Origin of the sequence: Desulfohalovibrio reitneri (assembly GCF_000711295.1) — a bacterium.
In the GTDB taxonomy this organism is placed as follows: domain Bacteria; phylum Desulfobacterota; class Desulfovibrionia; order Desulfovibrionales; family Desulfovibrionaceae; genus Desulfohalovibrio; species Desulfohalovibrio reitneri.
Genome location: NZ_JOMJ01000003.1, coordinates 2,029,327 through 2,041,712, shown reverse-complemented (window position 1 = coordinate 2,041,712; position 12,386 = coordinate 2,029,327). Strand labels below are relative to the sequence as shown.

The window sequence follows — 12,386 nt, the reverse complement described above, 5'->3', positions numbered from 1 at the left end:
CGGAATGCGAACAGAACAACACGGCCATGGTACAGGCCGGATGCCCCGGCTGCCCTCGGGCGAACGGGGCATCCGTGTCTCCGTGGCTGGCCGGACTGTTCTGGCTGCGCCGCCTGCGGAAGGGTGGTCTGCGTTTCCAGGTGCCACTGGACGTGTCCGATGCGCTCGGCGAACTGGACGAAATCCTGGATGCCCGCATGGAGCGGGCCAAGCTCGATGCGCTGCGGCAATCCATTCTGTCCGCGCTGGGAGTGAGGACGTGATCTAATGCCTGGCAACACGGCGTACATCGAGATCCGCGTCGAGGGGGACCGCGCACGTGAGGTCGTGCGCAACCTCCGCGGCGAGCTTGGCGGCCTGGAGGGAGAGGCCCGCCGAGCCGGTCGCGGCCTCGACGACATGGGGGGCGGAGCCCGGCGCGGGGCCATGGAGCTGGGCCGGGTCGAGAACTACGCCCGGCGCGGCGCGGCCGGTCTGGGCACCCTCTACTCCAGGCTGACCAGCGTAGGCACATTGATGACCGCCGGGGCTGCCGGGTACGGCGTCAGCCGACTGGTGACGTCGTTCGCGGAGTTGGACTCCGGCCTGATCGGCGTATCCAAGACCACCGGCATCACGGGCAAGTCGCTGGATGACTTGGGCCGAGATATATTGGACCTCTCCAAGACCCTCCCTACCTCCAAGGCGCAACTGCTGGCCATTGCCCAGGCGGCTGGCCAGCTCGGTGTGGAGGGCGCGGCCAACATATTGGAGTTCACGGATACTGTGGCCAAGCTGGAACTGGCCACGGACATGGCCGGTGAAGCGGCAGCAATGCAGCTGGCCAGATTGCTGTCCGTCTCGCGCGAGGCTGCGGACGGTGTGGATGAGCTGGGTGCGGTCATCGTATCGTTGGGCAACTCCATGGAGGCCACCGAGTCACAGATCGCCAAGAATGCCCTGCGCGTCGCCCAGTCCAGCTCCGTCTACAACGTGGCCAGCCACGAGTCCGCTGCACTGGGGGCGACGCTCAAGGCCATGGGCGTGGAGGCGGAATTGGGCGGGTCGGCGGTCGGCAGGACCATGCGGACGCTGGATCAGGCCCTGCGCCAGGGCGGCGATGCGCTACACGCCCTAGAGGAACTGACCGGCAGAACAGGGGAACAGCTGCGGAAGGCGTTCGGAGAGAATTCTGTCTCAGTGTTGCAGATGTTCCTGGAGGGGCTGCGTCAGGTCAAGGCGCGCGGTGGAGACGTGGCCGCCTCCCTGGAGCAATTCGGGCTGAAAGGGCAAGAAGTTCTCCAGGTGTTGCCCGCGTTGGCGCTGGGCTCGGATAAGCTGGCCAGAGCGCTGGCGCTGGCCAACGAGCAGGTGGAAAAGGGCACCGCCCTGGACGAAGAGGCCCTGGCCGCCTCCAAATCGTTTACGGCCCAGATGACGATGGCGGGCAATGTCATCGACACGGTGGCCGCCACAATGGGCCGCGAACTGGCTCCAGCCGTCGTCCGCACCAGCAAGGAGTTCGCGTCCTGGTTGGATGAACACAGCGGAGACCTGCGCGATTTCGCCGGGGATATAGCCGGCCTGGCCACGGACTTCGCCCAGTTTGGCGGCCACGTGGGCGACGTGTTCGACTTCACCTTGCGGGGGTGGGACGCCCTGCCGTCGGTCATCCAGGAACTCGGCATCGTCGGCGCGTTGGTGGGCGGGGTCAAGGGCAGGCTTGCGCTGGGGTTGATTGTCGGCGCGTCCGGCGCGCTGACCGACATGATCGAGCTTTCCAAATTGGCGGCCGAGGGCAAGGCCAGCTGGTGGACCGCACTGCATGGTTTCGCCGACCCGGACGAGATACGCGAACAGAGCGAATCCATCGAAGGGCTGCGCGAGCAGATCGATCGGCTGCGTCGCAGGCGCAGTGGCGTGATCTACGCAGACGAGAAGCGGGAGCAGATCGAGCAGCTGGAGCGCCAACTCAAGCTGAAAAAGGAGTTGGCCAAGGCGGACCAATACGAAGGCGTGGTGGATTTGTCCCGCACCAAAGGTGATCCGGCTGCGGGAAGGGACGAGGCGCTGGCGTGGCTGGCGCAGTACGAGGATAAAGCCAAGAAGGTCGAAGATGACGTCTTGGCCAGGCGGAAGGACGCCTTGCGGGAATACAAGCAGGCCACGCTCGATTCCCATGAGTTCCAGCAATGGAGCCTGCGCCAGACCGCCGCGGAGAAGCGCGAGGCAGCCGAAGGCGACAAAGAGACCATCCGCCTGGTGAATGCCTGGGAGACTGAAGCGCTGGCCGAGTTGGCCAGGAAGAAAGCCGCCCACATTTCCGAAGAGCAGAAGATGATCCTGGGCCGGGTGGAAACCCACCGTGACGCATGGGAGATGATCCACGGCGTCTATGATGACCAGTCTCAATGGCTGGCGGAGATTGATCGCGCCGCCATCAATGGAGCCGCCGAGGCGGCCGCGAGAGCAACGCGGCGACGTGAAAAGCTCAGGGCCGAGGTGTCTCCGGCGTATAAGGCGCAGAAACTCAAGCAGGAGCTGGATCGCGAGCACAAGGCCCTCAAGGGCCACGTGGAAGACGAGACCGCCCTACGCATCTGGCACGCCCAAGAGGCGTGGGAGATCGAGCGGGACCGCATCAAGGAGGAAGAACACCAGCGCCGCGACGAATATCGGCGCAAGGCGCAGCAGGCGGATTCGTGGCTGGGATATGCGGCCAACACCGCAGCGTCGGAGTCCGACATCTGGAAAGACGAGCAGACTCGCCGCTTGGAGCACTGGCGGCGGTACTACGATCACACCGAGGACCTGCTGCGCGATAACGGGCAAGCCCTGCAACGGACGGGCAGCAATGTGCTCTTTGACTGGTGGAAAGGCGAGTTCCGCAGCATGGAGGAGTACACGAACCAAATCCTTGATTCCATGCTGCGGTCCATGTCCGAGTACGCGACCGCCATGGCCGCGGAGTGGGCTGGCAGCCAGCTCATGAGCTGGGGCTCCGGGCTGCTGGACGGGCTTTTGTCGTTCCACACCGGTACTGCGGCAATCCGACAGGACGAGGTGGTGGCCAAGCTCCAGAAAGACGAGATGGTCATCCCCGCCCAGCAGGCCGAGGCGGTGCGCCAGGCCGTGGGCGGCGATGGCACGTCAAGCTCGGGGTTCTTCGACAACGTCGTGGGTGCTGTCCAAGTGGGATCGCGCGTGAACCCCATCAGCCAAGGGCAGTTCAGCGACTACGCCATGGATTCCGCGTTCGGGCTTTCTCTCAGCGGAGGGGACCCCTCATGGGTCGGCGAACAAATGGGGCGCAAGCGCGGCGTGGAGTTCGGTCATTTTTGGTCTGGCCTGTTTGGTGGCGGCCTGGCTGCCTGGAATAACTACTCCCGGGTACAGACCCTGGGCGAACAGCTCCAAGATCTGGATGTCGCCATCCCCCAGGACCGCATAAACGAAGTGGCCAAGGATGCCGCGCTGACCGGCTTCGCCAGTTCCATGTTCAGCGGGCTGGCAGGTTGGGCGGGGGACTTGGCCGCCTTCGGGCTGGGCGTGGAGGAATACGCCATGCCCGCCCGGATCGCCAACACCGCCCTGGCCTCCCTGCTGGGTATCGGGGGGGCTGGCATTCTGGCGGCCGCCGCCACTCCACTGACCGCATACGCCATGTCGCAGGTGGCCGACTGGATGGGCCTGCGCAGTCACGAGACGTTCCGCGATGCCCTTGAGGACCAATTCGGCGGCCTGGCTGGGCGACAGGCGTACCAATCCCTGTCCACGTCGATGCCTGGTATTGAATTATGCGATGGGCTGGAGATAGGGTACGTGGCGCCTGACCATCCGGCGCTGCCTCATCAAGTGTACTCCTTCTCGGAGCTGGCCGCCATTCTGGGGGAATCCCTTGGCCGCCAGACCGGCCCGACCGCCGAGCAGATGCGCATGGCCAGCGGCATCTACGGGCTGGATTTCGCCCAGGCCGTGTTCAGCTCAGCGCCCGCAGCGGTGCAGCAGGCGTTGGCCGAGGCGGTGATGGCCGATACCGGCTTCTACAGCAATGAGACCAGGGCGGCAGCCGCGCAGCAGGTTGGCGGGTTCGTCCACGGCAATACGTTCTATAGCGGCGACGGCCGCATGGTTGATATTTCCGATTGGTCAAACGTGTCGTTCCAGAACGGCCAACTGCGGCAGGGAGGCGGCAGTGGCCGCGACCTTGGGATTGACGGCGGCACCAGTGCCACCAGCATGGGCGGCCGCGAGGCCCATGAGATGATCGGGGGGTACGGCGATTACGCCCCAGGCGTGGGAGGATATGGTGGAGGAGGCCTGGGTGAGCCGTCCACTCCTGGCTGGCGTGAGGGTGGATGGACCGGATGGGGGCCACTGAACGAGGTTGCTGGCGCTGTCCATCGGCGCGAGTACGTTGTCTCCTCCGCGGGCATCGACTTCCTTGACAGCCTGCTGGAGATGCGTGTGCCGGATCAGCTGCGCTCCACCCAACCCGGTCAGGCGTTCTCCGTGGCCAGTCTGGAACAAGCATTCGTCAACGCGCTCTCCCGGGCCAGCGAGGGGGATGGAGGAGAGAAACGGACGCACATCCACCTGCATCTGGATAGCCGCGAGGTGTTCGAGGCCATGCTGCCCCACATCAGTGACGCCGCCGGGGCCGGGCGCGTGGTCATATCCTCCGGGGGTGTGAACTGATGCCCACCGCATCCACCCTGCTGAGTTCAACCAGCTCGGCCAAGATCTACACCGTGGAAGTGGAGCTGGTTCGCCCGGACGGAACCGAACCAACAACCTGGCGCGCCGCGTCCATGGGCATACAACCGAATCGAACGAATCATTATTATCCGCCCCGTATCACGGGGGTGCCTTCTGTGCGGCGGTCGCTCCAGGAAACTTCGTATGGACGGTCGCAGTTGACTTACGGCGATGTGGTCCTGGCCGCGCCGGGCATGGAGGCCGATCTGGACGAGTGGGCTTGGGTCGGCCGCCCGCTGACAATCAAGTTGGGCTGGCCGGAAGTCCACGTGGATGAGTTTCTGCCAGTGTTCAGTGGTCGTGTCCGTGGGATCCGCCAGACCCAGCGGGCCATTACAATACAGGTGGTGGACACCCAGGCCGACCTGTGGGAGCGGCACCATCCGGAGCATAACGGGCAAGATACGCTGGCAAATCTGGTCAGCGGCGCGTTGTCCGCGGCGGAGATTACCGACATCGACCAGGATGCCTGGGACGCGTGGGCGGCTGAGAATCCGTGGTCCGCATATCTCATCACCTCCGGCAACGAGTCGATGGGGTCGATCCTGGACCGTCTGCTGGCACCTCTGGGCTGCTGGTACACCATGGACCGCCAGGGACGGTTCGTCGTCGGAACAATGCACCCCCCGGCGGATGCGGCCAACTCCGTGCGGGGGCATATCACCGCACGCAACCGACTGCGCGGGTCGTGGACCAGCGAGCGTCAGGCCGCGCGGTGGCGGATCGAACTGTCGTATATTTCATCGCCCCCCAGCGGCACCACGGCCTTGTCCCACGAGGATCAGGCAATCAGGGACGTCAATCCTATTGCGTCCTCAAAGGGGCCGTTGAGTTCGCAACTTGTGAACGAGACCGACGCCCAGGCGGTCGTGGATCGTCTGTGGACCCTCTACGGGGTCGAGCGGAGCAAAGTGCGTGTGACCACGAAGGTGAAGTCGCTGGCGCTGAATCTCCACGACTGCCTGGAGGTCGATTTCCCTGGTGCCGGGTCCAAGCTCATGCGGGTCACTGGGCTGAATGAGGATCTGCAACGGTCGCGCGTAACGCTGGAGCTGTGGGGATGAGTTGCGTCTTTGTCTTCAACGACGAACGGCTGGACACCGCCACGCTCACCGCATCGACCGAGGATGCGGCCTGGCCGGTGGTCAACGCGCAGACCCCTGACCGGCTCCAGGTGTGGAAGAGCACGTCGGATCCGGCATGGATCAGAGTGGACTACGGCAGCCCCGTCCCCCTGAGTGCCCTGGCGCTGGTGGAGCACAACCTGGTTCCCCCGGCCGAGGTGGTACTGCGGCGCTACCCTGACGATACGTGGACCACTCCCGACTACGAGGAGATCTGGCCTGCCTGGGAGGGGCTGTTGGGGTGGGGCCAGGGTGACTGGGGACAGGTCGGCTGGGGTGGCTATCCGGCCCAGGACGATTTGGCGGATTTCCCCCGCGTGACCACTATGCGCCTGCTGGGCAAAGCGATTTCGGCCCGATATGTGGAAGTGGAGCTGCGAAACGGTGGGACTCCGCCAAGCTTGGGGCGCCTCATCCTGGCCAGGCATTGGAGTCCTCGGTGTGGTGTGGATGTGAAGCTGGAGATGGAGCTGGTGGACCCTACGGAGGTATCCCGAGCCGATGATGGTCATGCATGGAGGGATGTGCGGCCGCAGTACTACCAGGTGAAATTTGACCTGCGTCGTCTCCCTGAGGGGGATTACTTCAATAATCTGCAAAAGCTGCAACGGATGGCGGGCAACCGCCGGGAATCCGTGCTGCAATTGCTGACCAAAAACCCGCAGCGACGTGCGTACACGACCCTGTACGGATCTGTGCCTGGTGGGGTCACGTTCAAGGGCGAAGCACCGGGGGTCGGCAACGTGAAGCTCACATTCGAGGAGAGCATATGAGCGTAACAAGGGACTTTCTCAAGGTTCTGTACGACCTGACGGCCGCCGATACCGGGTGGGACGTTCAATTTCAGCAGTTCCTGGATGGCCTGGAGGTAGAGCTGGACTCCCTGGCGGACTCGATCGACACCAATCGCTCCGCCAGCGCAGGCACTCAGTTCCCCGGCTCCCCGGTTCAGGGCCAGGTCTGTGTCCGCACTGATCGAGGGCATGCGGTGTACCGCTACACCGGCGACACTGAGCAAGGCGAGGCGGGGTGGGTGGATGCGACCGCCCTGTCCCTCGTGTTTCAGGCCCTCAAGAGCGAAGTCGAGTCCGCTCGCGGACTGGCATCCACCCTGGCGGCCCGGTTGGACGTATCCACCAACCTGGATGGGACACTGAAAGGTGATGCCCCGGCAGGATCCTGGTGGATGGGTGAGGCCGATGCCGTGACCTATCAGTCGGCCAGCTCGTTCGGGGTCGGTGGAGACAAGACCGCGATTTACCTCCCACGCAGGTCGGTGCGGCTGTCGCAATCCGGTGGTCCCACGACCACGCACGTGGCGGCCAGAAACTACGACTCGAACTCGGACGTCACAACGGTGAGCCTGGAAGACGCTGTGGTGGCCACCGACCTGGCGGGCGTAGCGTTTGGCCAGCAGCCGGGAAACGAGCCTGGCCATACGCATGATGAGTACGAGGCCGCTGACCCAAATATTCTCAAATCGAATGACATCGGCGCGAAGGTCGTGGCCCCCCAGGCCCGCTCCCAGGCACCAAGGCAAGCCATCCTCACCTGTCCGACCGATGCGAACGGCCTGCCCGACTTCCTGGCCGACAACGCGGGCGACCTGGAAATCCAGGCGTCGGCCTCCGCTCCCCTGACCCTGTCCTTCGCCGAGGGGTTCGGCCAGGACGGCCCCCTGGACGGATACCTGCGGCTGACCGCACCGCTGACCGTACCGGCGAGTGCCTTGACGAACGACACGCGGAACTATGTGTTCATCAACGGTGATGGGACGGCTGGCGTGACCACCATGCGGCCCCAGTACGGCCCCCACCGCGCTGGCGTTGACCGTGTTCCCACCATGTCCGCCAACAGCCAGGACGGCATCACCCTGTCCGCGTCCAGCGTCTACGACAGCAGCTACGAACCCTACATGGCCTTTAACGACTCCATCGGCGAGGAGGACCGCTGGGTGACGCAGGACGGCGTGTCCACCGGCTGGCTCCAGGCGGCTTTCCCCGAGGCCCGCCGCGTGGACGGCTACACCCTGCAATGCCCCGCCGCCAGCAAGGCAGGCTCCATGCCGAACACCTGGACCTTCGAGGGAAGCGATGACGGGGCCACCTGGACGGAGCTTGACGCGCAAACCGGCGTGACGTGGACCGGCCAGGAGGTGAAGCGGTTCTCTCTCGCCACCCCCGGCCAATGGCGGTGCGTCCGCATCAACGTCACCGCCCTCAACGGCGGCTCTGTCCTGAACATCGGCGAGATGGAAATCCTCGGCTCGGGGGACTTCTTCGACCTCGTCCGCATGGAGATGCGGGATTCCGCAGACGTGGTGGTGCCCCGCGTGTACGGGGGCTACTGCGATGTTGATTCCTCGGGCAACATCACCGGGACGTACAGCTACGCGCCGGGAACCTTCGCCGTGCGCGCGGTCAACGGCGGGGCGAACATTGGCACTAATCAGCGTCACGAGGAAGAGAACCCCTTCGGCCACGGTATGCCCATTCACGCGGTGGCGCAAATCAAGCCCGAGGGCGACGAGTGGGGCCACAACGGGTTCACCAACACCGTTCACGGGTGTCGCGGCATGTTGGGTCAGCCCTACGCGGGCAACATCGTCGTGCAGACCGGCGACGATGCGCTGTGCAGCTCTCCCACGAACGACGGCAGCCCGTTCCTGAATGCGGGCAAAGCCCTCTCGGCCCCGTGCCGCATCAAAGTATGGAGGGCGTTCTGATGGCAAAGCGAATTTATGCAGTTCCCGGCGAATCCTTGGAGCAGTATGCGCTCACCCGGCCTCCCGGCGCGGTGGAGATGGACGGCCCCCGCCCCGGCCCGGAGTACGTGGCGCAGCCAGATGGAACCTGGGCGGTGCCCGCGCCGGAGCCAGTGTACGCTATCGACCCCAGCGACTTTCAGGACCGCTTCACCGACGATGAAGTAGCTCTGGCCCGTCGGTATGCTGTCGAGGAAGACGGCAGCGGCAATCCGACCACACGGGCCAAAGGTGTGAGCCGCATCCTATCGGTCATCTGGACAGTGCGCGTCGTCAACCTCGATGCCAGCACGGAGGCTGGGAAGAAGACCCGCGCCCTGCTGGATCAGTTGGTTAATCAGGGAGTGCTGACTGATTCGGCACGAGTGGATGAACTGATGGTCCCGTTAGCACCGCAATAACAGAGTGGAGCAGGCGGGGGTATGGCAGTAGCCTACGCGCGCACATGCGCACGCGCGTAGCAAGGGAGGTGCCATTGGGAGTTGCGCCACCTAACGCAGTTCTCAACTTAAGTGACAAGATTTCTCAAATGACGAGTCCGCTTACAGCTGAATTGGGCTTTGGTCTCCCGAACGCTCCCCACCCGCACAGCGCCCCCGAGCGAAGCGAGCGATAAAACGTTTCGGAAAAGGAGGGAGAGGGTGCGGGAGAGGGAGGGAAAACCCTTTGCAAAGGGTTTTCCCTCCCTCTCCCGGTGCCCTGAACTTCCACCCCCGACAGCCACCATCCATTCCCCCGCTCCATAAAAAAAGCGGGCGCCGCGCGGGGTTCGCGCGGCGCCCGTCTTCTTTATGTAAACTCTTGAGGGGCGGGCCCGCTCAAGGAGGTTTCACGCGTCGTTTGCTAGTCCCGCCCTTCTTCCACGGCGTGGCAGGCGACGACGGTGCCGTTGGCCAGGTGGAGGGGTTTGGGGATTTCGCGTGGGCAGCGGTCGAAGGCTTTGGGGCAGCGTCCGTGGAAGACGCAGCCGGAGGGCAGGTGGATGGGTGTGGGCACGTCGCCCTTGAGGCGGATGTGCTCGAAGCCCTTGTGGCCCAGGCGCGGGATGGCCGAGAGCAGGGCCTTGGTATACGGGTGGCGCGGGCTGTCGAAGAGCAGGTCGGTAGGGGCCAGTTCGCACAGCGACCCCAGGTACATGACGGCCACGCGGGTGGAGATGTGCTCCACCACGGAGAGGTCGTGGGAGATGAAGAAGTAGGTCAGGCCGCGCTGTTCCTGCAGGTCCATCATCAGGTTGAGGATCTGGGCCTGGATGGAGACGTCGAGGGCGGCGATGGGCTCGTCGGCCACGATGAACTCGGGGTCCACGCACAGGGCGCGGGCGATGGAGATGCGCTGGCGCTGTCCGCCGGAGAACTCGTGCGGGTAGCGGTCGGCCCAGTCCGGGTCCACGCCCACCTGGCGCATGACCTCGGCGGTGCGTTCGCGCAACTCCCTGGTCTTGATGCCCGGGTGGTGGAAGCGCACGGGTTCTTCCAGGGACTGGCGCAGGGACATGCGCGGGTTGAGCGAGGCGTAGGGGTCCTGGAAGACCATCTGCATGCGCTTGCGGAAGGGCAGCAGCCTGTTGCGGGAAAGATTGTCGATGCGGGAGCCGTTGAAGCGGATTTCGCCGGAGGTGGGCTCGTGCAACCGCATGACGGTGCGGGCCAGGGTGGACTTGCCGCAGCCGGATTCGCCCACCACGGAGAGGGTCTCGCCCTTGCGCACGTCCAGGGAGACGTCGTTGACCGCCTTGACGATGGTGTGGACGGATTGCAGGCGGCCGTTTCTCCACTTCAGACGATCCAGCAGGGAGCCGGAGATGTCGAAGTGCTTGACCACGTTTTGCAGGCTGACGAGGACCTCGGACACGATTACTCCAGCAGGTGGCAGGCGGCCAGGCAGCCGGTTTCCTTGTCTTCCAGAATGGGCGAGCGGGAGCGGCAGATCTCCTCGCAGCGGGAGCACCGGTTATGGAAGGGGCAGCCCGGGGGCATGCTGCTCAGGCCGGGCATGACGCCGGGAATCTGGTTGAGCTTGCGGCCGCGCTCCACGCCCTGCGGCAGGGCGGCCAGCAGCCCCTTGGTGTAGGGGTGCTGCGGGTTCTCCACCACCTGGTTGGCGTCGCCCAGCTCCACGATGCGCCCGGCGTACATGACGGCGATCTTCTGGGTGACCTGGGAGACCACGGCCAAGTCGTGGGTGATGAGGATGAGCCCCATGTGCTCGTTCTCGCACAGGTGCAGCAGCAGTTCCATGATGTCCGCCTGGATGGTCACGTCCAGGGCGGTGGTGGGCTCGTCCGCCACGATGAGTGAGGGGTTGGTCAGCAGGGCGATGGCGATGACGATGCGCTGCCGCATACCGCCGGAAAACTCATGCGGGTACTGCTTGAGGCGCTTTTCCGGCGAGGGGATGGCCACCTGCCCCAGCTTCTTCCGGGAGATGCGCTCGGCTTCCTTGCGGGTGATGTTCTTGTGCGCCAGGAGCGTTTCGACCATCTGGGTGCCGATGGTCAGCACCGGGTTGAGGGTCATCATGGGGTCCTGGAAGATCATGGAGATCCGGTTGCCCCGGATCTGGCGCATCTTCTCCTCGGGCAGTGTGGTCAGCTCGGTGCCTTGGAAACGGATGGACCCGCCGGAGATGCGGCCCGGCTTGGGGATGAGATTGATGATGCCGAAGCCGGTGATGGACTTGCCCGCGCCGGATTCGCCGACCAGGCCCAGGCGCTGGCCCGGCTCCAGGGTGAAGGTGGTCTTCTCCACCGCGGTCAGTTCGGTCTGCCGCATGGAGAACGTGACCCGCAGGTCCCGGACGTCGAGGAGGGAATGCTCGGCGGCCATGACCTAGGACCCCTTGTAAAGCTTGGGGTTGAGGTAATCGCGCAGCCAGTCGCCCAAAAGGTTGATGGTCAGGATGAGGACGACCAGGGCGATGCCCGGGAAGAGGGTGATCCACCAGGAGCCGGAGAAGATGTAGTCGAAGCCCGACTTGATGAGCGAGCCCAGCGAGGGGCGGGTGACGGGCATGCCCAGCCCCAGGAAGGACAGGGCCGCCTCGCTCATGATGGCGTTGGCCACCTGGATGGTGGAGATGACCAGCACCGGGGTCAGGGAGTTGGGCAGGATGTGCCGCCACATGATGCGCGAACGCTTGAAGCCAATGACCCGCGCCGCCTCAACATACTCCTTCTTGCGCTCGGAGAGCACCGAGGCGCGCACGGTGCGGGCGTACTGCGGCCACTCCGCGAAGCCGATGATGAGGATGAGCAGGGGCACGGCCAGGTCCTCGTAGGCGCCCATGCCGAAGGCCGCCTGAAAGACCGCTCCGAAGAAGATGGCCACCATGTAGGTGGAGAAGGAGAGCTGCACGTCGGCCAGGCGCATGAGGATGGAATCGATGCGCCGCCCCATGTAGCCGGCCATTAGCCCAAGAAGGATGCCCAGCGCGGCCTGCAGGGCCACGGCGCCCAGTCCGATGAGGACCGAAACGCGCATGCCGTAGAGCATGGTGGAGAGCAGCCCGCGCCCCTGGGAGTCGGTGCCCAGCAGGAACTCGGGGTTGCCTCCCTCCATCCAGATCGGCGGTGTCTCGGCGTCGAGGACGTCGATGGAGGCTGGGTCGTAGACGTCGTGCGGGGCGAGGATGGGCGCGCCGAAGCTGCTCACGATGAGCACGATGAGGATGAGCGCGGAGCCCCAGGCGGTCACGTCCCGGCGGAAGGACCAGAAGAAGTGGGAGCCGAAGAAACGGCGCAGGCGGGTCTCGTCGGCCAT

General features: G+C 64.7%; 9 protein-coding genes. 6 read left to right on the top strand and 3 right to left on the bottom strand.

What is annotated here, in order from left to right:
* Window positions 1-74: 74 nt before the first annotated feature.
* The 6 genes from N911_RS0110205 (at window position 75) to N911_RS0110180 (ending at window position 9,026) form a co-directional block, all read left to right on the top strand.
* Complete coding sequence (locus N911_RS0110205; RefSeq protein ID WP_029896813.1) at window positions 75-263, top strand: hypothetical protein; 189 nt, start codon at window positions 75-77, stop codon at window positions 261-263.
* A gap of 4 nt (window positions 264-267) precedes the next feature.
* Window positions 268-4,677 carry a phage tail tape measure protein gene (locus tag N911_RS0110200; protein ID WP_029896811.1) on the top strand — a complete coding sequence of 1,470 codons (4,410 nt, stop codon included), beginning with the start codon at window positions 268-270 and terminating at the stop codon, window positions 4,675-4,677.
* On the top strand, window positions 4,677-5,801 hold the full coding sequence (locus N911_RS0110195) for a hypothetical protein (RefSeq protein ID WP_138774378.1): 1,125 nt from the start codon (window positions 4,677-4,679) through the stop codon (window positions 5,799-5,801). Before N911_RS0110200 ends, N911_RS0110195 begins: the two co-directional genes overlap by 1 nt.
* Window positions 5,798-6,634 carry a hypothetical protein gene (locus N911_RS0110190; RefSeq protein WP_029896807.1) on the top strand — a complete coding sequence of 279 codons (837 nt, stop codon included), beginning with the start codon at window positions 5,798-5,800 and terminating at the stop codon, window positions 6,632-6,634. Before N911_RS0110195 ends, N911_RS0110190 begins: the two co-directional genes overlap by 4 nt.
* A gap of 413 nt (window positions 6,635-7,047) precedes the next feature.
* The gene (locus tag N911_RS17585) at window positions 7,048-8,586 is read left to right on the top strand and encodes a discoidin domain-containing protein (protein ID WP_161781616.1); all 1,539 of its coding nucleotides are present in this window, start codon (window positions 7,048-7,050) and stop codon (window positions 8,584-8,586) included.
* Entirely contained in the window at window positions 8,586-9,026 is a 441-nt protein-coding gene (locus N911_RS0110180; protein WP_029896803.1) for a hypothetical protein, read from the top strand. The genes N911_RS17585 and N911_RS0110180 overlap by 1 nt, the downstream gene beginning before the upstream one ends.
* Before the next feature lie 442 nt (window positions 9,027-9,468).
* Here the strand turns inward: N911_RS0110180 and N911_RS0110175 are convergent, their stop codons facing one another.
* Genes N911_RS0110175 through N911_RS0110165 form a run of 3 tightly spaced genes read right to left on the bottom strand, consistent with a single transcriptional unit; the run spans window position 9,469 to window position 12,386 of the window.
* Window positions 9,469-10,479: an ABC transporter ATP-binding protein gene (locus N911_RS0110175; RefSeq protein WP_425266022.1), complete on the bottom strand. Its 1,011-nt coding sequence runs from the start codon at window positions 10,477-10,479 to the stop codon at window positions 9,469-9,471.
* Window positions 10,480-10,481: 2 nt separating this feature from the next.
* Window positions 10,482-11,453, bottom strand: coding sequence for an ABC transporter ATP-binding protein (locus tag N911_RS0110170; protein WP_029896799.1), 972 nt, complete (start codon window positions 11,451-11,453; stop codon window positions 10,482-10,484).
* Between the two features lie 3 nt (window positions 11,454-11,456).
* Entirely contained in the window at window positions 11,457-12,386 is a 930-nt protein-coding gene (locus tag N911_RS0110165) for an ABC transporter permease (protein ID WP_029896797.1), read from the bottom strand.

Coding starts and splice junctions, on each gene's coding strand:
- N911_RS0110200 (WP_029896811.1), top strand. CDS start 268: ATGCCTGGCAACACGGCGTACATCGAGATCCGCGTCGAGGGGGACCGC.
- N911_RS0110195 (WP_138774378.1), top strand. CDS start 4,677: ATGCCCACCGCATCCACCCTGCTGAGTTCAACCAGCTCGGCCAAGATC.
- N911_RS0110190 (WP_029896807.1), top strand. CDS start 5,798: ATGAGTTGCGTCTTTGTCTTCAACGACGAACGGCTGGACACCGCCACG.
- N911_RS17585 (WP_161781616.1), top strand. CDS start 7,048: ATGGGTGAGGCCGATGCCGTGACCTATCAGTCGGCCAGCTCGTTCGGG.
- N911_RS0110180 (WP_029896803.1), top strand. CDS start 8,586: ATGGCAAAGCGAATTTATGCAGTTCCCGGCGAATCCTTGGAGCAGTAT.
- N911_RS0110170 (WP_029896799.1), bottom strand. CDS start 11,453: ATGGCCGCCGAGCATTCCCTCCTCGACGTCCGGGACCTGCGGGTCACG.
- N911_RS0110165 (WP_029896797.1), bottom strand. CDS start 12,386: ATGGCCGACGAGACCCGCCTGCGCCGTTTCTTCGGCTCCCACTTCTTC.